Origin of the sequence: Gilliamella sp. Pas-s25 (genome assembly GCF_009795885.1) — a bacterium.
Classification (GTDB): Bacteria; Pseudomonadota; Gammaproteobacteria; order Enterobacterales; family Orbaceae; genus Gilliamella.
The window spans coordinates 1-22,366 of record NZ_WTEV01000036.1 but is presented as its reverse complement, the minus strand read 5'-3'; the positions used below and the strand labels follow the sequence as shown (position 1 = coordinate 22,366).

Genomic DNA, 22,366 nt, shown 5'->3' with positions numbered 1-22,366 from the left:
ATCTTTTTTTAAAATTTTTGATCTCGCTTTCTAACTCACCGCCTGCTTGTCGCTGACTGCGTGTCAGTGGATGCGCATTATAGGGGCTTTAAAAAATCGTGCAAGTATTAATTTTAATTTTTTTTCCGTTTGTTTTTTATTTGTTCAAATCTGTTTATTTGTCACATTCTTTATAAACAAAATAAAAATCATTTGTTACTGAAAAAACAATTCATTAAGTTAATTTATATGCTGCTAGTCATTTTCAAATAAAACTATTTATTATTTTCTGAAGGAAATAATTCAGACTGTTCTTTAATAAAAATATCTTCAAAAAGTGCTAAATTTAAGTGTGAATGACATTATTTAGCGAATTCCACCGATAAGATATTTTGTTTTATTTTTGAAAATCAATTTGATTATGTTAGCTATCATTACACTTAAAGTTAGAGTAGACACTAAGAAGCTCACAGCGCCCAACGATGCCAACCAACCATTGTCGGTTTTGATTATATTGCTTAGTGGAGACATATACACTAGATGTTCAAGCTCTAACACAATAATTTCATGGATAAAATAAATTGGAAAACTAATATTTGCCATATAAGAAAAGAATTTATATAGTTTCCCCTCATTTATTTTATGGTTGAGTCCATCTAAAAAATAGAGTGCTAATATAAATAATATGATCTTTTGTAATGTATCGTAATAAAGTTTTTCGACAACTAAATGGCTTGTATAACGATAAGTGAATGGAACAAGAAAACATAAACCAAAAAGGAATATCACCCAGTACAAATTATCTTTTATTGACTTCATGATGGTTTGATAATTTTGTTTTATCATCATACCAATTAGATAGACAGGACCATAATGCAATAAATTTAAAAGCGGTTTAGTAAAATCGGGTTTAGTAAACATCACGACCCAAAACATAGCAATCAAACTTACGACGATTAAATTCTTTTTCGACCAATAAAAAAAGAGTGGCCCCATAAGATATACAATGATAATCATCGGTATAAACCACAAAGGTAAAAGCTGAGTACCAGTTAACATCATACGAACTATCGTGCTGGTAATACTAGTTTCAGTTGATGAGAACCATGGTAAATCTGATAAATACTGATAATGGAAAAATATAAAACAGAAAACTGATACTGAAATATAAGGACATACTACTGTCTTAATTTTTGATAAATAATATGATTTAGTATCGAATTTATAGGTTAAATGTTGAAATAAAAAACCAGCAATTAACACAAAAAAAGTAGTAAAATTAAACGCAAATAAATTCAAAAAAGAAAATAAATAACTATTAGCGATTAAATGAGTATTTTTAAACACCCCCAAACAGTGACTAAAAACAATCATAATAATTGCAACACCACGTAATACGTGAATGGAATGAATTTTTTGTGTTTTTTCTGTTACCATTTTAGATAGTGTAAATAATGAAAGTAATTAGCATACATTACCACATTTTCATGTAACTAGAACCCTCATTTACAAAAAAATTTTAGGCAAAACACAACAGATATAGCAATATAAATCAATGAATTATTATATTGTGTTTAAACTGGTCATCTAGCCAATTTATTAACAGCAAATGAACAAATAGGAATAATTTCACGTTCTTCTTGTTGTAATCGTTTAACGACAAGGTCTAACAAATTATCAGCAATGCCTTGGCCTCGATATGCAGGATCGACATAAGTATGATTAATCGTAGCTTTATCTTTTCCTACCCTTGTAAAGGTCATTTCAGCAACTTCTTTATTATTAGTATCACAAGCATAAAAACGATCATTATCTTCTAAAAAACGTAATGACATAAAATTACCTATAGACCATTGTAATTAATCGATCACTTGATAAATTCAAAAATTATTTTATGGTAAGTTTAATCCAATATCAGCTAACTATACGAAAACTAGCAAATAAACAATAGATGACTGTTTTAAGATTGTATCGTCAATCAGTCACCTATAACAAAGCATTCAGATCTTTACCAATATTGATTATGCTTTAACGGCACAATTACCATTTAAAATAATCTTTTAGCCGTATTGTATAGATCTATATCAAATGGACGTTTCATATTATTGATAGCTTCAATAATATTATGATGTACTAATTTACCATTTTGTACACCAACGCTTCTACCAGCATGACCTTGTAGCAACAATTCAACTGCATAAGCACCCATGCGAGAACCTAAAATACGATCATAAGGAACAGGAGAGCCACCACGTTGAACATGACCTAATACCGTTGCACGTGTTTCGTGATGAACTGCCGCTTCAATGTCTGCTGCAAGTTGGTTTACATCACACATATGCTCTGTAACAGTTACAATTGCATGTTTTTTACCTTTTGCAAAGCCTAGTTTAATTTCTTCGATTAGATCTTCTTTAGTATAAGAAACCTCAGGAATAATCATAAATTCACAGCCCCCAGCAACAGAAGCATTTAAGGTTAAATCACCACAGTCCCGCCCCATAATTTCAATAACTGAAATTCGGTTATGCGAAGAACAAGTATCACGTAATCTGTCAATTGCTTCAACTGCAGTACTAAGGGCAGTAAAATAGCCAATGGTATAATCAGTTCCACGAATATCATTATCGATAGTACCAGGTAAGCCGATACATGGAAAACCTTCTTCAGTTAATCGCATTGCACCCATATATGAACCATCGCCACCAATAACCACTAAAGCATCAATTTGATGTTTTTTTAAATTAGCAATGGCTTTTTGTCTTACATTTTTATCTTTAAACTCTGGAAATCTAGCCGAACCAAGAAATGTACCACCGCGAGTAATAATATCTGATACACTTGAACGCTCTAATTGAACAATGCGATCTTCACAAAGCCCCATATAACCATCATAAATACCAAAGACATCCAATCCTTCCGCTAATGCAGTTCTTACAACACCACGAATAGCAGCATTCATTCCTGGAGCATCGCCACCACTGGTTAAAATACCTATTTTTTTTATCATATGAAACAACTCCAAATTATTAACTTTTCGTTATTATAGAGTCTTAACAGATATCTAACAATAGACAAAAAAAGCTATTTTTGATTAATTTTTCTGCTCTTTTATTTCGGTTGGTACAACAGAAATTGGATCTTGGTGAATAATAACTGTTGCTGGAGCAAACTCTTTAGAAATATGTTTTTCAATAGCATCAGCAATAGCATGTGCTGTAATTAAAGGCATATCATCATCTAGCTCAAGATGCAATTGAATAAATTTTAAAGGACCTGCTTGCCGGGTTTTTAGCTCATGAAAACCTTGTACATCTGGGTATGAAGCAACAATTTCAGCAATACGTATTTTATCGCTATCAGGCAAAGCGCGATCAAGTAAATCCTGAATGGCGCCATAAGCAATGTGATAGGCGTTATAACAAATATATAAAGCAATAAACGATGCAAAAACTGCATCAGCATAAGTAATGCCATACCAACTTAAACAAAGTGCTATGATAACGGCAATATTCATCCACATATCGGAAGAATAATGTAGCATATCAGCCTGAATAGCATTACTGCTAGTCATTTTGACAACGTGTCTTTGATATAAAACAAGAACAGCTGTAATTACAGCAGAAACTATCGAAACAGCAATTCCTAATAAAGGAAGTTGCAACTCACTTGGGTGAATAAACGATCGAAGACTAGAAAGTAATAAAACTATCGCAGAACCAATAATAAATGCGCTCTGCGATAATGCAGCCAACGATTCTGCCTTACCATGACCAAAAGTATGTTCATCATCTGCAGGTTTTAGCGCATAACGAACCAAAAAAAAATTGAATCCAGAAGCAAGTAAATCGATACTTGAATCCAATAATGACGCAAACAAACTTATTGAACCGGTTACCCAGCAAGTAATCAATTTAATTAAAATTAGAAAAATAGAGATTAGAACGGCGCTCAATGTCGCTCTTTTAACTAATCTTTCGTACAAATGTGAATTTGGCATTTAATACCTATTTATTGATAGGATTCAATCCCTGATGGAAGAACTAACTGCTCAGCAACCGCGGCAGCTTTTGTTTGTCCTAACAATACCTCGATAATTTTTAAAGCAAAATCAATGGAAGTCGCAGGACCTTGGCTGGTAATAACTTTATTTGGTTCATCAAAATAAACTCTATTAGCTTTCCAGTTTTTAAATGCATCTTTAGTGGTTGGATAACCAGTCATACCGGCATGCGGAAATAAATTATGATGCTGTAAAACCACTGCTGGCGAAGCACAGATTGCAGCAACAATACCGCCATTTTGATGTGTTTGCTTTAATTTCTCGATCAATAATGGACAGTCTCGAAAATTTTCTGCGCCTTTTACACCACCGGGTAAAATAACAACGTCAAAATCAATGTATTGAATATCTGACAATGTTTTTTTAGCCAAAATTGTTACTCCTCGGGAACATTCAATTTCACGAGTACTTAAGATACTCGCGGTAGTCACTTTAATATCGGCTCGGGTTAATAAATCAATTGTCGTGACAGCTTCTGTTTCTTCACAGCCATTTGATAAAAATACCAACGCTTGTTTTGTCATTGTTGTCCCTCTTTTGAATAAGTAACTGACTCATCATATTTAATAAAATGAGATTTATTTTACTCTTTCAATATTCGCGCCTAATTTTCTTAGTTTTTCTTCAATATTATCATAACCACGATCAATATGATAAATTCGATCAACCGTCGTTAAACCTTCTGCTATGCAACCGGCTAAAACTAAACTTGCTGATGCCCGTAAATCCGTTGCCATGACTTGTGTTCCACTCAATTTTTCAACGCCATGCGTAATTAAGGTATTGCCTTCAATTTCAGCTCTAGCACCCATACGAATTAACTCAGGTACATGCATAAATCGATTTTCAAAAATCGTTTCTTTAATGATTCCTGTACCCTCAGCAACCATATTCAATAATGAAAATTGTGCTTGCATATCGGTAGGAAACCCTGGATGCGGAGCGGTGTGAATGTTGACCGCTTTCGCCCGTTTTCCCTGCATATCTAAACAAATCCAATCATCACCAATTTCAATTTTAGCACCTGCCTCCTTCAATTTAGAAAGCACAGAATCAAGCAAGGTAGGATCAGTTTTACGACAAGTAATTTTACCTTGAGATATAACAGCCGCAACTAAAAAAGTCCCTGTTTCAATGCGATCAGAAACGATCTCATGCACACCACCACCTAAACATTCAACGCCTTCAATTTCAATACGCATTGTACCTGCACCAGTAATTTTAGCGCCTAGCATATTCAGGAATTTAGCTGTATCAACAATTTCAGGTTCACAAGCAGCATTTTCGATTACAGTTTTACCTTCAGCTAAAGTAGCAGCTGACATTATAGTCACTGTCGCGCCAACACTCACTTTATCCATAACAATATGAGCACCTTTCAGGCGTCCATCTACCGATGCTTTAACATAACCTTCATCAAGTATAATTGTCGCCCCTAATTGTTCAAGACCTGTAATATGAAGATCAACAGGTCTTGCACCGATAGCACAGCCGCCAGGTAATGAAACTTGACCTTGTCCAAAACGAGCAACAAGTGGACCTAGAGCCCAAATCGAAGCACGCATCGTTTTAACTAGCTCATAAGGTGCACAATAATTATTAAGATGACCTGCATCAAGGTGAATAATATCACTTCGTTCACATTTTACGCCTAGCTGGCTTAATAATTCCAACGTTGTGTCGATATCTTTTAACTTGGGAACATTTCGAAGCTCTACTGGTTTTTCAGCTAAAATCGCAGCAAATAAAATGGGTAGCGCAGCATTTTTTGCGCCAGAGATAACCACATCACCATTTAGCGTGGTTGGACCTGTTACGTGAAACTTTTCCATTATTAACTCTTATGCATGATAAATTGGTAAATATTATAGAAGTTATTTACTAATAGATAAATGTATTTTATGAAAAATTTGAAATACGCCCTTCTTCTGCATCAACAAAAAGTAAATAAAAGGGCTATCGAAATTTCATTATATTACCTAATTTAATAATGATTACTATTAATCAATGATTGACTCAGGCTAATTAGCATCTTATATTGGAATATGTCAATTTTTAAAAATAATTTGCGTTATGAGATAAGGTTGACAAGAATTTAATATCTCAGTATAAGGCAATAATGTTCAATTAAGAGAAAAAGTATGTTTGATTCACTCGCTAAAGCAGGAAAATATCTGGGCCAAGCGGCTAACTTAATGATTGGCATTCCTGATTATGATAATTATGTTCAGCATATGAAGCTCACTCATCCAGAACAAACACCCATGACTTATGAAGAGTTTTTCAAAGAGCGTCAAGAGGCAAAATATAGTGGCAAAGGTGGGTTTAAATGTTGCTAACCATTAAGAGACAATAAATGACAGACCCTGTTTCATCTTCATTATTATTACCTGTTACCTTATTAACTGGTTTTTTGGGTTCTGGTAAAACAACACTCATTAATTATCTGTTAAAGCATAACCATGATGAGAAAGTGATTATTATCGAAAATGAATTTGGTCCAGTAAACATCGATAGTAGTTTATTAAATGTTAGTACCGAATTTCAAATTGTCGAAATGACTAATGGATGTATTTGTTGTACTGTACAAGGCGAACTTACTGAAGCATTACATAAATTACACGCAAAGCGTTTAACAGGCGAATTACAATTTGATCGGCTGATTATCGAAACAACTGGACTTGCCGATCCAGCACCAATCATTCAAACCTTTTTTATTGATGATTTAATTCGACAAACAATTCAACTTGATGGAATTATTACACTTGTTGATGCCCATCATATTTTAAAACATCTTAATGAACATCCGGTAACCCTTTCACAAATTGGTTTTGCAGATCGCATTATTTTAACTAAAACTGACTGTATTAGTGATCAGCAAAAAGCTGAAGTGATTAATCGAATTCATAAAATCAATCATAAAGCCACCATCTTTGAAGCTATAAAAGGGCAAATACCAAAATCACAATGGCTTGATATACATGCCTTTGATCTCAGTGATGAGCTAACAATAAATAAAGGCTTTTTTGTTATCAACCCAACTAAAAAGTTTGAAGCAAACTTTCAACCACTACCAATCCAAAAACAAGCAACATTATGGGGTGATAATATTCGTTCTTATCTTTTTGAAGCTGGCGAGCTCGATCTGAAAAAGATTGGTTCTTTTATGGAGAGCTTAGTCGAACAATATGGTAACGACATGTTACGCTACAAAGGTGTTTTAGCTATCAAAAATAACAATCAACGATTGATTGTTCAAGGTGTACATAAAGTCGTGGGATTTGACTACGGTTCTCCTTGGCAAAATTTAGCAGAAAGAATATCTCGATTGGTAATCATCAGTCGTACGTTGCCATTTGATGAATTAAATAAATCGTTTTTAAAAACAGTATCAGACCAATAACAAAAATTAATGCATTAAAAAGGCAGATTCACATCCTATTTTTATACTGAAACACATACTTTCCTGAAACTTCTTTACAAGTTAACAGGCATAGGGAAACTCACATCTCTAATAGCCACACTTAATTTAATTTGCTACCATAACCGCCTTTTAAACATGATAAGACAAGCAACACAATAACATGGATTACGATATCGCAATCATAGGACTTGGACCGGCTGGCAGTACACTAGCTCGTTTACTTAACCCGTCTTTTAAAGTCATTGCATTAGATACAAAACATCAAACAGGAGATGGAGGATTCCATAAACCGTGTGGTGGACTATTAGCAAATGATGCACAGAGATCCTTTGTTCGGCAAAATTTGACCTTACCAGCTGATATTTTAACGAATCCTCAAATTTTTAGTGTCAAAACTTATGACTTACAAACCAAACTTGTTCGGAATTATCAACGAAGTTATGTGAGTTTCGATAGGCATAAATTTGATCTATGGCTAAAATCACTAATACCATCAAACGTCACCGTCCTTCATAATACACTTTGTAAAGAAGTTAGACGTATCATTGATGGTTATCAAATCACCTATCAAACTGAAAATAAGACTGAGCATAATATCACAGCTCAATATGTGGTCGGTGCTGATGGTGCTAATTCCCTTGTTAGGCGGATGCGATATCCTCAGCATACAATAAGACAATATGTGGCGATACAGCAATGGTTTCCAGAACTGCACCAAAATCCTTTTAATTCGTGTGTATTTGATAATAAATCGACAAATTGCTACGCTTGGAGTATTTCGAAAGATGGTTATTTTATTTTTGGTGGTGCTTTCCCCAAAAAAGTAGCAAATCAAAATTTTGAAAAATTAAAAGAAAAATTAGCAACACAAGGATTCATTTTCGGTCAACCGCTAAAAACAGAAAAGTGTTTAGTCGTTTACCCAAATCGATTGCGTGATTTTTATACTGGCAATGAGAATATCTTTCTAGTTGGTGAAGCAGCTGGTTTTATTAGTGCAAGTTCTTTAGAAGGTATTAGCTATGCTTTGGATAGTGCTGAAATTTTAAGTAAAATTTTAAACAGCCACCACCCCAAACCTAATAAATGTTATTATCAACGCACAATGCCACTACGATTAAAACTTTATTGCAAAATTTTCAAAGCCAAAGTATTAACGACCCCTTTATGGCGTAAACTGATAATGAAAAGCAAGATTCAGCATATTGAAAGAATTGAGTAACGTAAAATCAAAAATAAGCATAGTATAAGAATAATAATGAAATATATGAGGAAATATCAATTATGTTTGATGTCGAAGATTTAATTCGTTTTAATCACGAATGGTCAGAAAAAATTGAGCAAGAAGATCCTGAATTTTTTAAACAGCTTGCCGTTGCACAAAATCCGAAATTTTTATGGATTGGCTGTTCAGATAGCCGTGTTTCAGCAGAAAAACTTATCCAACTAAAACCAGGTGAGCTATTTGTTCATAGAAACGTAGGCAATCTTGTTATTCATACCGATCTCAACTGTTTATCAGTAGTGCAATATGCTGTAGATGTACTTAAAATTGAAGATATCATTGTTTGCGGTCATTTAGGTTGTGGTGGAATTCGTGATGCGGTTGAAAATCCTGATTTAGGGTTAATTAATAACTGGCTACTGCATATTCGTGATCTGTGGTTTCGAAACAGTTCACTGCTGGGCCAATTTCCACCTGATATCCGCTTAGATGTGTTATGTGAACTCAATGTAATTGAACAAGTTTACAATCTTGGGCACTCCACAATAATCCAATCAGCATGGCAACGAGGTCAAAAAGTGAATTTACATGGTTGGGTCTACGGTATTGATAACGGTAAGATAACCGATTTACATATCACATCATCCAGCAGTGAAAATCTTGAAATTAATTATCGTGAGGCCATTTCTTATCTTTTAAATTTACATAAGTCACAAAAATAACCCAATTTTTTTATTTAAAACGATAAATAACTTGATTGCTGCTTCCTCGCCACAATAAGCGAGGATCAGCAAGTTCTTGTATAAATTTTCCATCAATTAGCACATCAATGTAAGGAATAACGGCTTGTTGTTCGATGGTTAACTCATCAAGTTTATAGCCAGTCCAAAGCCAGATATCTTTACTATCACACTCGGATTTAACGCGTTGAACCAGTCTTAATATCGTTGACACATTTTGTGGATGCAAAGGATCACCGCCAGAAAGCGATAATCCTTGGCGTTTTATCTCGGTATCTTGTAAATCTTTGATAATTTGATCTTCAAGCGATTGCGTAAATAGCAAACCAGAATTTACTCCCCATGTACTTTTGTTATAACAACCAGGGCACTGATGTACACAACCAGCAACAAAAAGCACGCAGCGAGTTCCTTCACCATTAACAACATCGACAGGATAATAACGATGATAATTCATAAGTATCGCATTTATTATTAACCAATTTGACCATTATTCAAATGTTTAACCCGACGTTTGACCTCTTCTTGTTTACCAGCATTAAATGGACGAGCATCAGGACTACCTAAATATCCGCAAACACGGCGAATCACAGACACTTTTGTAGAGTCATGATTACCACAACTTGGGCAAACAAAGCCTTTACTTGTACACGAAAACTCACCGGTATAACCACATTCATAACATTCATCAATGGGCGTGTTAGTTCCATAATAAGGTACTCGAGTATAGCTGTAATCCCATACATCCTCTAATGCTTTGATATTATTAATCATATTTGGATATTCACCATAGCAAATAAATCCACCATTTGCGATAGAAGGATACATTTTTTCAAATTCGATTTTTTCGTATGGATTAACCTTTTTCTCAACATCAAGATGAAAGCTGTTTGTATAATAGCCTTTATCAGTAACACCAGCAATTACACCAAATTCGGCTGTATCAAGTCGGCAGAATCGATCACATAAGTTTTCGCTTGGTGTACTATATAAGCTAAAGCCATAACCAGTTTCATCCTTCCATTGATCTACCGCTTTACGTAAACGCTCAACAATTTCTACCCCCTTTTCACGTAATTTATCACTATCAAATGGGTGTGTTTGATTTTCGTAAAGTGCATTTAAGGTTTCATGAAGACCAATATAACCTAAAGAAATTGAAGCGCGACCATTTTTGAAAATCTCAGAAACACTATCGTCTTCGTGAAGTCTCACACCACAAGCACCTTCCATATATAAAATAGGTGCTACACGTGCTTTTACACTATCAAGTCGAGCAATACGCGTCATTAACGCTTTTTTACATAGCGCTAAACGTTTATCTAAAATTTCCCAAAAACGCCTTTCATCGCCTTTAGCTTCAATGGCTATACGCGGCAAGTTTAGACTAATTACACCTAAATTATTACGACCATCATGAATTAATTGACCATCTTCTTCATAAACACCTAAAAAGCTTCGGCAGCCCATTGGCGTTTTAAATGAGCCAGTAACTTCAACCACTTTATCGTAGTTTAGAATATCTGGGTACATACGTTTACTTGCGCACTCTAAGGCAAGTTGTTTAATATCATAATTAGTATCGCCTGGTTTATGATTAATACCATTTTTAATTGCAAAAACCAATTTCGGGAAAACAGCCGTTTTATGATTTTTACCAAGTCCTTTAATGCGAACTTTTAAAATAGATTCTTGAATTAAGCGTGATTCCCAACTTGTTCCTAAGCCAAAACCAAAAGTAACAAACGGCGTTTGACCATTAGCAGTGTGTAAAGTGTTCACCTCATATTCTAGAGATTGAAACGCATCGTAACACTCTTTTTGAGTTCGGCTTTTAGCATAATCCTCTGGGTTTGGGATATGCCACTCTTCTGCCACTTGTTTATGTTTGTTATAACTGATAGTAACAAATTTCGCTAAAACTTCATCGATGCGATTAATAGTCGTCCCACCATAAATATGGCTAGCGACCTGTGCAATAATTTGTGCAGTTACCGCTGTCGCTGTCGCAATTGATTTTGGCGGCTCAATTTCAGCATTACCCATTTTAAATCCGTTAGTTAACATACCATCTAAATCAATTAACATACAGTTAAACATCGGGAAAAATGGCGCATAATCTAAATCATGATAATGAATTTCACCACAATCGTGAGCGTGTGATATGTCTTTTGGTAATAAATATTGTTTAGCATAATGCTTTGCCACAATACCAGCGAGCAAATCACGTTGAGTTGGGATCACCTTGCTATCTTTATTAGCATTTTCATTTAAAATAGCAACGTTACTTTGCTCAATTAGCCCACGAATATCTTGATTTAGCCGGCTACGTTCTTCACGAGCGCGATCACGATCATGGCGATACTCGATATAAGTTCTTGCTAATTTTTTATACGGACCTGACATCAACTGATTTTCAACCGCATTTTGAATTTCATTAATATCGACACTTTCTCGCTCAGTCATTTGATTGGTCACAACACGAGCAACCGTTGCACAATAATCTGGATCATGAACATTGGCCGCCACTGCAGCTTTGACAATGGCATCTTTGATTCGAGTCTCATTAAATGCAGTTTGACAACCATCACGTTTAATTACTACAGGCATACATCTCCTCAATATTCATTAATAATTAGTAATTGGCATAGGATTTATATCACTAAAAATATTCATGTAATTATTACTCTTTTATGATATAAAACTGAGTTTTCGCATCGCTCACATGATACTATATATAGTGTTTATTTGTGATATTATACACCATATATAGTGTTTTTCTAGTTTTTTAATAAATAAAATAACTTGACAAGTTTAAAGTCAATAATGACAAGCATTTATGAAATACTAAGATATAAGAAGGGAAAAAAAGAAATAAATCCACTAGAAAGACAAATAAACAAAAGTGCAAAGCTTACTTGCACTTTTGTATACCAAAATAAGATTATTAATCAAACAAATTATGATTCAATATTTAGCCAATCCGTATGGAACACACCTTCTTTATCAATACGTTGATAAGTATGAGCACCAAAATAATCTCGTTGCGCTTGAATCAAATTAGCGGGTAATACCGCCGAACGATAGCTATCATAATAAGCAATAGCCGCCGAAAGTGTTGGAACAGCAATACCTTGTTGTACGGCTAAAGACACCACATCACGCAATGATTGTTGATAAGCTTCGACCATTTGATTGAAATATGGCGCTAATAACAGATTATCAATCTCATTATTCTCAGCATAAGCATCGGTAATTTTTTGTAGAAATTGTGCACGAATAATACACCCTGCTCTAAAAATTTTAGCAATTTCACCATAATTTAAATCCCATTGATATTTATGAGATGCGGCTTTTAATTGTGCAAACCCTTGCGCATAAGAGATGATTTTACCCATATAAAGAGCTTTACGAACTTTTTCTATAAGTTCTTTCTTATCGCCACTATAAGGCTCTTTTTGCGGACCATTTAACACTTTTGCTGCCGCAACTCGCTGGTCTTTAATTGCAGATAGATAACGAGCAAATACAGACTCAGTGATTAATGATAAAGGCTCACCCAAATCTAAAGCGCTCTGGCTGGTCCATTTACCTGTACCTTTATTACCTGCAGCATCTAAAATCACATCAACTAAATAATGACCTTCTTCGTCTTTATGTTTGAAGATATCGGCAGTGATTTCGATCAAATAACTGTCTAATTCACCTTTATTCCAATCGGTAAACACCTCTGCAATTTCATCATTCGTTAAACCAGCGGCATGCTTTAATACCCAGTAGCTTTCCGCTATCAGTTGCATATCGCCATATTCAATGCCGTTATGTGCCATTTTTACGTAATGACCAGCCCCATTTGGACCGATATAAGTCACACAAGGTTCACCATTAGCTTTAGCTGCAATTTGCTCTAATATAGGTGCAACTAATTTATAAGCCTCTTTTTGTCCACCAGGCATAATTGATGGCCCCTTGAGTGCACCCTCTTCACCACCAGAAACCCCCGCACCAATAAAGTTAAACCCTTCAGCTGATAACGTTTTATTACGACGAATTGTGTCTTCAAAATAAGCATTACCGCCATCGATAATGATATCGCCTTTGTCTAAAAGTGGACGTAGTTCATCAATTACAGCATCTGTACCTTTACCTGCTTGAACCATGATTAGGATGCGACGTGGTTTTTCTAAAGAATTGACGAAATCTTCAATGGTAAAATAAGGAACCAATTGCTTATCAGAATGTTCAGCCATGACTTGCTCTGTTTTATCTTTAGAACGATTATAAATAGCAACAGAAAATCCACGACTTTCAATATTGAGAGCAAGATTTCGCCCCATAACTGCCATTCCAATAACACCGATTTGTTGTTTTGACATGAGTTGGCTCCTTTATTAAACCTTTATAACCTTAACCATAAGGCTTTTTAACAACATCTAAAACTTAATTAAGTTTTATAAATTACGCTATATTTTGCCATAAAAAAGCCGTATCAGAATATAAGACGGCTCTTTTTCATTATTTTAATGATATTTACTAACAACTGAGCAAATCATGAACGCTTCATCATTTCGAAAAACTCATCGTTGGTCTTAGTCATGGCAAGTTTATCAATCAAAAATTCCATCGCATCAGTCTCACCCATTGGGTTAAGAATTTTGCGTAAGATCCACATTTTTTGTAGTTCATCTGGTGAAGTCATTAAATCTTCTTTACGAGTACCAGAGCGATTAAAGTCGATCGCTGGGAACACACGACGTTCAGCAATTTTACGAGATAAATGAACTTCCATATTCCCCGTACCTTTGAACTCTTCGTAAATAACTTCATCCATTTTAGAGCCGGTATCAATCAGTGCGGTTGCAATAATTGTTAAACTACCACCTTCTTCGACATTACGAGCCGCACCAAAAAAGCGTTTTGGACGATGTAACGCATTAGCATCGACACCACCAGTTAATACTTTACCAGATGATGGAACAACTGTATTGTATGCACGAGCCAAACGGGTGATTGAGTCTAATAAAATAATCACGTCTTTTTTATGTTCAACCAAACGTTTTGCACGTTCAATTACCATTTCAGCGACTTGAACATGCCTTGCTGCTGGCTCATCGAAAGTCGAAGCAACAACTTCGCCTTTAACTAGGCGTTGCATTTCGGTCACTTCTTCTGGGCGCTCATCAATCATCAATACCACTAATTCACACTCAGGATGATTGACTGCTAAACTTTGAGCAATATTTTGTAAAAGCATTGTTTTACCTGCTTTTGGCGGGGCAACAATCAAACCACGTTGTCCTTTACCTATTGGTGATGCCAAATCAAGGACTCTTGCTGTGATATCTTCGGTTGAACCATTACCTCGTTCCATTCTTAAACGAGAATTGGGATGAAGTGGAGTTAAGTTTTCGAAAAGAATTTTGTTGCGGGCGTCTTCTGGCTTATCGTGATTGACTTCATTTACTTTTAACAAAGCAAAATATCGTTCACCTTCTTTTGGCGGACGGATTTTACCCGCAATAGTATCACCAGTCCTTAAATTAAATCGTCGAATCTGACTTGGAGATACATAAATATCATCGGGTCCAGCTAAATAAGAACTATCAGCTGAACGCAAAAAGCCAAATCCATCTTGCAAAATTTCCAGTACACCATCACCAAAAATATCTTCACCACTTTTGGCATGTTGCTTTAAGATTGCAAAAATAATGTCTTGTTTTCTAAGGCGGGCTAGATTTTCAAGCCCCATTTTTTTTTCACCAAGCGCGACAAGCTCAGAGACAGAAGTGTTTTTTAATTCAGTTAAATTCATAATTTTAAAAATTCTTGAGGATAAAATTGATATGTTTGCAATTAATATTATTTTTGTATATTAGTTTCATTTACTTATAAAAAATTCTCTCTCTTACAACACATAAATTCAATCGATTAATAAGCTTTTGATGATAATTGAAGATCTGGATATAGAATTTCACCACTTTACCAATAAAACAATGAATTTGTAGAAAGGAATATTTGTAAGAGGTTAGCAATTTACACTAAAAATACTAATATGTCTATATTTAATTAAATTAGTTATTCTAAGTTGCTAAACCTAGTAAAAAGATAGGATTCAAAAGAGTAATATAAACTCATTACTCTTTTAACAACTCGTATTCAAATATAGGCTATTATAATTGCGGATCGATAAAATCTTTAAGCTGAGCTTTAGATAAAGCCCCTACTTGAGTGGCAACTACTTGTCCATTTTTAAAAATCAATAAGGTAGGAATCCCTCGAATACCAAACTTAGGCGCTACATTTGGATTTTCTTCAACATTCAATTTGGCAATCACGATTTTATCACCATATTCTTGAGCTATTTCTTCCAAAATCGGAGCAATCATTTTGCAAGGACCACACCACGAAGCCCAAAAATCAACAAGTACTGGTTTTGCTGATTCATTAACTGTTTTATCGAATGTAGCTTCTGATAACTGAACGATGTTATTACTCATTTGTATCTCCAACATATTTTACTTAATGCATAATAGATGAGTTTGAATTACTCGACTAGTAATTAGTATAATAGGATATAATTATTAGTGATGCCACTGTATTTAGTGTGTTATAATCTCAAAATTCTGATAATTATATCCGCAACCATAATGATTCAATCATATCTTACCAAAACAACTTTTAGTCAATTTCCCCTTCATCCTTTAGTGTTAAAAGCGCTTGAGAAAAAAGGGTTTGTTTATTGTACCCCTATTCAAGAAAAAACATTACCATTAACTGCTAAAGGAACTGATATTGCTGGACAAGGACAAACTGGAACAGGCAAAACCATGGCGTTTTTGGCATCAACATTTAATCATTTGTTGAATCATGAACCTTTACCCGACCATAAAACCAATCAACCAAGAGCTATTATTATTGCACCAACACGCGAATTAGTTGTGCAAATTTATCATGATGCTGAAGTTTTATCTGAAGAAACGGGCTTAAAATTAGGGTTAGCTTTCGGTGGTGATGGCTACGATAAACAATTAAAAACACTCTCTACTGGTGTTGATATCTTAATTGCAACAACAGGGCGATTGATTGATTATGCTAAGCAAAATTACATTAATTTAGACGCAATTCAAGTTGTCGTGTTAGACGAAGCTGATCGCATGTTCGATTTAGGATTTATCCGCGATATACGTTGGGTTTTCAAGCATATGACCCCACCACAAAAAAGGCTAACTATGTTGTTTTCTGCAACATTAACCCATAATGTGCGCGAATTAGCCTTTGAACATATGAACAATCCACAATATGTCGAAATTGAACCGGAACAAAAAATTGGTCATCGCATCAAAGAAGAGTTATTTTTCCCATCTAATGAAGATAAATTAGCACTTTTGCAAACCCTAATTGAGGAAGAGTGGCCAGATCGTTGCATTGTGTTTGCTAATACCAAAGTAACTTGTGAAAAGATTTGGCGGCATCTTATTGCAGATGGTCATCGCGTTGGATTGTTAACCGGCGATATTGCCCAGAAGAAGCGCTTATCAATTTTAGAACAATTTACACAAGGTCACCTTGATATTTTAGTCGCCACCGATGTCGCGGCTCGAGGATTACACATTCCTAATGTTACCCATGTCTTCAATTATGATCTACCCGACGACTGTGATGATTATCGACATCGTATTGGACGAACAGGGCGTGCAGGAGCCGAAGGTTACTCAATTTCGTTAGCCTGTGAACGTTATTCGCAAAATTTGCCTGCTATTGAAAAAGCAATTGATCATGCTATTCCCGTTAGCCAATATGACCCTTCAGCATTATTGGTTGATTTACCAACGCCAAAACCTTTTAGGCGCCCACCTCGTAGAAAATCTTCAAACTAGATATAGTAGGTAGGGAATTAATATCATCATAAAAAGTTAGCTAATAATGCTATGATACTTTGCTATAAATTATTTTTAGGTAGCTTTTTGTGATATTACTAATCTATTGTAATTAACATGGTGTGCCAAAATTATTCTTCATGTAAATCTTTATTCATCCGCTCTAAAAAACATTGGTATTCAAGCTCAATTTCTTTTTTAGTTTCCTTTGATAAAGTAGCAACATGAATTCGATTCAATGAACTATATAAAACAAATAATATATTCATTGAAATGGCTTCCTTTTTCTTTTTTATCTTATAATATGCACTTAAATACCCTACTTGTTGAAATGTTTCGACATCTTTGATGCCAACACTGCACAATAACCTTTCTAATGACAAGGTCATATTGGGTAGTTCTTTTATCCGATTTGCCTTAATTTCATTTTTTTCGTGTAGCTCCTTTTTAGTATATGTGATCACCATATTTACCATAGTGACTAATTTTTCTTGAGCCTTAAAAAGTTCCTCATCAACTTTATAGTAATCAAGTAACTTCGTTGACATCCCCATTGTTATACTCAACGGCTGCATACCTAAATCAATAAAAAATGAGCGATAATCAGGATGCCCTCTTAAATAAAAATCTTTTTGGGTAATCCAGCCAAACATTGTATCTTTACTATTAACGCTAAATCCGCCAAAAAATGTTTTGATTGAAAGATCTTCAATGTCAGAAAGCACGGTTAAAATTCGATTTGCAAATATTGAGCACATAATTAATTTCCATCTGAACTTTATTAAGTAACCGAAATAACTTACTGGTTAATCTAATTTATAGCCACGCTATATTCAAACTATTTCTAAATAAACTCATAATTATGGGATCTGCATTCCATATATAAAGATTAAATATATTATTACTTGATAAATTATATTTTTGTGAAATTTGAATAATTTTTGTAAAAAAATAGTATTAATAAAAAACTAAATCTTAATAATTCTTAACAAAAGAAAAATAGCTTTAACATTGTTATTCTGTCGTAATAATTATACAATCAAAACTAGTTAACTTAATGGTACTTAATTTTTGTCGAATTGAATCAAAATGATAAAAAACATTTTTGCTTTATTTCTTATGTTTTACCCTTTTGTCGCATCTGCCGATAAATTGCCCTTAATTGATTCGTTAATACTTTGTACCCCTGAATTTTTTAAACAAGTTTATACCTATAAAGATGAATTAAAAAAATATACTGACATCAAAAATTTTAACCAAAACCAAGCTTATATTCCTGTAGAAAATCGTTCAGATATCGCCAAAAACCATGTTAATTTCAAAATCCCCATGACTTATAAAAACCTAACAATTACAGGCTATTATGATAGTGCTATGGATCTTGGTAAAATGGGCAAATATTATTTTTGGGGATTTATCATCGATAATGATATTAATCAAATCAAAGAGACATTGGGGTTTATAGATTGGAAAAATATGGAGGATAACCTACTTTATATCGGAAATCCAAAGGTTCGAAGTATTAATGATGACATCCAAACTTGGCATAAAAATACCGGTACTGTTGTTGGAGTAAAAACCATTCCAGCACCGAATACTACTGAAAAACTGCTATTACTTGAAAAAAGTCCAAATATGAACCTTCTTATTTGTTCTATTCAAGGTATTGTCCCCCCTGAACTACTCAAGCAAGAACGACCAGACATTCTTCAATAATTAACATTAAATCGCTAAATCATCCATTTCACCCGTGCGAATACGAATAACCTGCTCAACATTATAAACAAAAATTTTGCCATCACCGATTTTGCCCGTTTGAGCGATTTTCATAATAGTTTCGATACACATATCTAAAATATCATCTGAAACAACTAGCTCAATTTTCACTTTGGGTAAAAAATCAACCATATATTCTGCACCACGATAAAGCTCTGTATGGCCTTTTTGCCGCCCAAAACCTTTAACTTCAGTTACTGTCATACCGGTAATACCTTGCTCGGCAAGCGCTTCTCGAATATCATCAAGTTTAAATGGTTTAATAATTGCTTCAATTTTTTTCATATCTATTTTCCTTTAATTCAAAATTACCAATTTTTAAACCCAAAAGCACAAGTGATTGGATAACGTCGACCTTTGCCAAAGTTACGAGCAGTGATTTTCGGGCCAACGGCTGATTGACGACGTTTATACTCATTGATATCAACCAATTTAATCACTCGCCTTACTGTCGCCTCATCATAACCTTGTGCAATAAGTTGTTCAATGGAAAGATCGTGTTCGACATAACCTTTCAAAATGCCATCTAAAATATCATAAGGAGGTAAGCTATCTTCATCTTTCTGATCAGGTGCTAACTCGGCTGAAGGTGGTCGTGTTATCACTCTCTCAGGAATAACATAAGAACGCGTATTACGGTATTTTGACAACGCAAACACCATGGTTTTAGGTACATCTTTGAGCACATCAAAACCACCGGCCATATCGCCATAAAGCGTTGCATAACCTACCGACATTTCGCTTTTATTACCTGTTGTTAGCACCAGACGACGACGTTTATTTGACAGTGCCATTAAAATAACACCACGACAACGGGCTTGCAGGTTTTCTTCCGTTGTATCTTTTTGTGTGTCTAAAAATAGTGGGCTTAGCGATGACATAAACGCATCAAACATCGGCTCTATTGAAACAATTTCAAATTCAACCCCTAATATTTCAGCTTCTTCTTTGGCATCAGCAATACTAATCTCGGCTGTATAACGAAACGGCATCATCACTGCTTGTACTTTATCTTTACCTAAAGCATCTACCGCAATAGCAAGGGTTAAAGCAGAATCAATCCCACCAGAAAGCCCTAAAACAGCACCTTGGAAGCCATTTTTAGTCACATAATCGCGAGTTGCCAGTACCAATGCATCATAAACTGAAGCTAATTGATTATTTTCATTCTTATCAATTATCGCAGGATGATTTATACCCAATTGAAAAGCGACAATTTGTTCTTCAAATGAATTTAGCTGACAAACAATTTCACCGTGATCATTACAAACAAAAGATCCACCGTCAAAAACCAACTCATCTTGCCCCCCCACTTGATTGACATAGATAATAGGTAACTCTGTTCGTTTTGCATGCCGTTTCACTAAATCATGTCGATGTTTTTGCTTTTCATAATCGTAAGGCGAAGCATTAACTGCCACCACAAAATCAACTTGAGCTTGTTTAATATCATCGATTGGCTGATTTTGCCAAAGATCTTCACAAATCAATAAACCAATCTTTTGACCTTTAAAATTAACTACGCAAGTTTGATTATCAGCAGAAAAATAACGCTTTTCATCAAATACATCATAATTGGGTAGCCATTGTTTATGATAGCGAGCTAACAATTTTCCATCACAGAAAAAGGAAAGCGCGTTATAAATATTTTGATCTTGCCAATGCGGATGACCAACAACGACTGCACACTGCATACTTGCTTGTTGAATTAATGATAATGCATTTTGACAACGTTCTTTAAAATCAACACGGAAAATTAAATCTTCGGGTGGATACCCACACAAAGCAAGTTCTGAAAAAATAATGAGATCATCTGATGAATGGCTGTTTATCAATTCAATAATCTGTTGAGCGTTCCCTTCAATATCGCCCACACGCCAATTTTTTTGTGCTAAAACAATAGATAAAGACATATAAAATTTAATATCACAAATCGAAATTATCATTAAGTTTAAATGATTCTAAGTTGCACTGCCACTTTTTTATCGCTAACATGCAACAATAAATTGGCTTTGACTTGTCTGGAAATTATTATGCAAAAAATATTAAATGTGGCATTAGCTAAACGCAGTTACCCCATCACTATTGGTGAAAATCTACTAGGCGAATTTCAACATTTTAAACTCCAAGCTGGTCAACGCGTGCTCATTGCTACGAATGAAACTATCGCGCCCCTTTATTTACAAACATTAATTGATATGCTTGAAAAGCATGGTGTAAAGACCGAGTCAGTCGTTGTTCCTGATGGTGAGCAGTATAAAACGATGGAAACATGGAATACGATACTCTCAGCCTTGCTTGCCCATAATCATACCCGAAGCTCAATATTGATTGCACTTGGTGGAGGCGTCATTGGTGATGTTGCTGGATTTGCCGCATCAGCTTATCAACGTGGCATTAAGTTTATTCAAGTACCCACAACACTACTATCTCAAGTTGACTCATCTGTAGGTGGCAAAACCGCGATCAATCATCCACTGGGTAAAAATATGATTGGCGCATTTTATCAACCGCAATCAGTTGTCATTGATCTTAATTGTTTAAAAACATTACCGCAACGAGAACTTTCGGCAGGACTTGCTGAAGTGATAAAATACGGTATTATTTTAGATACTGTATTTTTTAATTGGTTAGAACAGCATATAGAAGATTTATTAAATTTAGATGTTAACGCATTAAGTTACTGTATTTACCATTGCTGCGAACTAAAAGCAAAAGTGGTTGCTGCTGACGAGACAGAACAAGGCATGCGCGCGATATTAAATCTTGGTCATACTTATGGTCATGCGATAGAGGCACAATTAGGCTATGGAAACTGGCTACATGGCGAAGCCGTCAGTGTCGGTATGCTAATGGCTGCACAAACCGCAAAATTACTTGGTAAATTAACCCAAGCAGATATTGAACGGATTAAAAATTTATTAATTCGTGCTAAGCTACCAGTTAACAGACCAACAACTATGCCGATTGAATCTTACCTACCACACATGTTACGAGACAAAAAAGTACTATCTGGACAATTACGATTAGTGGTACCCACTAAAATTGGGCACGCTGAAGTGATGGATGGCATTGATAAAAATATCGTATTAGAGTCTATTGCTAACGTCTAATATTAGCCATATTTTTTGACTCTACACCAAATATCATTAAACTACTAAAACATTTTTACAAAAATAATAAATCGCTTTAAAAATTAGGGGCTGTTGATCTTTGCTGTACATAAATTACTCAACAATACATTGGCAGCCACATTAACATAAATGCCAGTGATACCATACT

General features: G+C 34.8%; 21 protein-coding genes. 7 read left to right on the top strand and 14 right to left on the bottom strand.

What is annotated here, in order from left to right; all coding sequences use genetic code 11:
* Positions 1–345: 345 nt before the first annotated feature.
* The 6 genes from GQ593_RS12075 to murA all read right to left on the bottom strand — a co-directional run bounded on the left by GQ593_RS12075 (position 346) and on the right by murA (position 5,874).
* Complete coding sequence (locus GQ593_RS12075; protein WP_160432256.1) at positions 346–1,416, bottom strand: acyltransferase family protein; 1,071 nt, start codon at positions 1,414–1,416, stop codon at positions 346–348.
* A 146-nt stretch (positions 1,417–1,562) separates the two neighbouring features.
* Positions 1,563–1,814 carry a GNAT family N-acetyltransferase gene (locus tag GQ593_RS12070; protein ID WP_160432255.1) on the bottom strand — a complete coding sequence of 84 codons (252 nt, stop codon included), beginning with the start codon at positions 1,812–1,814 and terminating at the stop codon, positions 1,563–1,565.
* 212 nt (positions 1,815–2,026) lie between these two features.
* Entirely contained in the window at positions 2,027–2,989 is a 963-nt protein-coding gene (gene pfkA / locus GQ593_RS12065; RefSeq protein ID WP_160432254.1) for a 6-phosphofructokinase, read from the bottom strand.
* A gap of 84 nt (positions 2,990–3,073) precedes the next feature.
* Positions 3,074–3,979, bottom strand: coding sequence for a cation diffusion facilitator family transporter (locus tag GQ593_RS12060; RefSeq protein WP_160432253.1), 906 nt, complete (start codon positions 3,977–3,979; stop codon positions 3,074–3,076).
* 11 nt (positions 3,980–3,990) lie between these two features.
* Positions 3,991–4,566, bottom strand: a complete 576-nt coding sequence (locus GQ593_RS12055) for a DJ-1 family glyoxalase III (protein WP_160432252.1) — start codon at positions 4,564–4,566, stop codon at positions 3,991–3,993.
* 54 nt (positions 4,567–4,620) lie between these two features.
* A complete protein-coding gene (gene murA, locus GQ593_RS12050) occupies positions 4,621–5,874 on the bottom strand; it encodes a UDP-N-acetylglucosamine 1-carboxyvinyltransferase (RefSeq protein ID WP_160432251.1) in 1,254 nt (417 codons plus the stop codon).
* A 309-nt stretch (positions 5,875–6,183) separates the two neighbouring features.
* Between murA and GQ593_RS12045 the strand changes: the two genes are divergently transcribed.
* From GQ593_RS12045 to can, 4 genes are all read left to right on the top strand, one after another.
* Entirely contained in the window at positions 6,184–6,381 is a 198-nt protein-coding gene (locus GQ593_RS12045; RefSeq protein ID WP_160432250.1) for a YbdD/YjiX family protein, read from the top strand.
* Positions 6,382–6,398: 17 nt separating this feature from the next.
* Positions 6,399–7,445 (top strand): CobW family GTP-binding protein, encoded by a 1,047-nt coding sequence (locus tag GQ593_RS12040; protein WP_160432249.1) that lies wholly within the window; start codon positions 6,399–6,401, stop codon positions 7,443–7,445.
* 181 nt (positions 7,446–7,626) lie between these two features.
* Complete coding sequence (locus GQ593_RS12035) at positions 7,627–8,688, top strand: FAD-binding protein (RefSeq protein ID WP_160432248.1); 1,062 nt, start codon at positions 7,627–7,629, stop codon at positions 8,686–8,688.
* 62 nt (positions 8,689–8,750) lie between these two features.
* Entirely contained in the window at positions 8,751–9,413 is a 663-nt protein-coding gene (can, locus tag GQ593_RS12030) for a carbonate dehydratase (protein WP_065638422.1), read from the top strand.
* A gap of 10 nt (positions 9,414–9,423) precedes the next feature.
* On the opposite strand, the gene nrdG is transcribed toward can, so the two are convergent.
* The 5 genes from nrdG to trxA all read right to left on the bottom strand — a co-directional run bounded on the left by nrdG (position 9,424) and on the right by trxA (position 15,928).
* Positions 9,424–9,888: an anaerobic ribonucleoside-triphosphate reductase-activating protein gene (gene nrdG, locus GQ593_RS12025; protein WP_160432247.1), complete on the bottom strand. Its 465-nt coding sequence runs from the start codon at positions 9,886–9,888 to the stop codon at positions 9,424–9,426.
* Between the two features lie 17 nt (positions 9,889–9,905).
* Positions 9,906–12,041 carry an anaerobic ribonucleoside-triphosphate reductase gene (gene nrdD / locus GQ593_RS12020; protein WP_160432246.1) on the bottom strand — a complete coding sequence of 712 codons (2,136 nt, stop codon included), beginning with the start codon at positions 12,039–12,041 and terminating at the stop codon, positions 9,906–9,908.
* A 350-nt stretch (positions 12,042–12,391) separates the two neighbouring features.
* A complete protein-coding gene (gene gndA / locus GQ593_RS12015) occupies positions 12,392–13,807 on the bottom strand; it encodes an NADP-dependent phosphogluconate dehydrogenase (RefSeq protein WP_160432245.1) in 1,416 nt (471 codons plus the stop codon).
* 173 nt (positions 13,808–13,980) lie between these two features.
* Entirely contained in the window at positions 13,981–15,243 is a 1,263-nt protein-coding gene (gene rho, locus GQ593_RS12010; protein ID WP_034910472.1) for a transcription termination factor Rho, read from the bottom strand.
* Between the two features lie 358 nt (positions 15,244–15,601).
* Complete coding sequence (gene trxA, locus GQ593_RS12005) at positions 15,602–15,928, bottom strand: thioredoxin TrxA (RefSeq protein WP_160432244.1); 327 nt, start codon at positions 15,926–15,928, stop codon at positions 15,602–15,604.
* 150 nt (positions 15,929–16,078) lie between these two features.
* Between trxA and rhlB the strand changes: the two genes are divergently transcribed.
* Positions 16,079–17,308 (top strand): ATP-dependent RNA helicase RhlB, encoded by a 1,230-nt coding sequence (gene rhlB, locus GQ593_RS12000; RefSeq protein WP_065638417.1) that lies wholly within the window; start codon positions 16,079–16,081, stop codon positions 17,306–17,308.
* A gap of 131 nt (positions 17,309–17,439) precedes the next feature.
* Here rhlB and GQ593_RS11995 read toward each other — a convergent pair whose 3' ends face one another.
* Complete coding sequence (locus tag GQ593_RS11995; protein WP_160432243.1) at positions 17,440–18,066, bottom strand: TfoX/Sxy family DNA transformation protein; 627 nt, start codon at positions 18,064–18,066, stop codon at positions 17,440–17,442.
* A gap of 331 nt (positions 18,067–18,397) precedes the next feature.
* On the opposite strand from GQ593_RS11995, the gene GQ593_RS11990 reads away from it, so the two are divergent.
* The gene (locus tag GQ593_RS11990; protein WP_160432242.1) at positions 18,398–19,024 is read left to right on the top strand and encodes a hypothetical protein; all 627 of its coding nucleotides are present in this window, start codon (positions 18,398–18,400) and stop codon (positions 19,022–19,024) included.
* 6 nt (positions 19,025–19,030) lie between these two features.
* On the opposite strand, the gene glnB is transcribed toward GQ593_RS11990, so the two are convergent.
* Both glnB and GQ593_RS11980 read right to left on the bottom strand, forming a co-directional pair.
* Entirely contained in the window at positions 19,031–19,369 is a 339-nt protein-coding gene (gene glnB, locus GQ593_RS11985; RefSeq protein ID WP_160432241.1) for a nitrogen regulatory protein P-II, read from the bottom strand.
* A 23-nt stretch (positions 19,370–19,392) separates the two neighbouring features.
* Complete coding sequence (locus GQ593_RS11980) at positions 19,393–21,030, bottom strand: NAD+ synthase (protein WP_442903617.1); 1,638 nt, start codon at positions 21,028–21,030, stop codon at positions 19,393–19,395.
* An 87-nt stretch (positions 21,031–21,117) separates the two neighbouring features.
* On the opposite strand from GQ593_RS11980, the gene aroB reads away from it, so the two are divergent.
* Positions 21,118–22,197: a 3-dehydroquinate synthase gene (aroB, locus tag GQ593_RS11975; RefSeq protein WP_160432239.1), complete on the top strand. Its 1,080-nt coding sequence runs from the start codon at positions 21,118–21,120 to the stop codon at positions 22,195–22,197.
* Positions 22,198–22,366 lie beyond the last annotated feature (169 nt).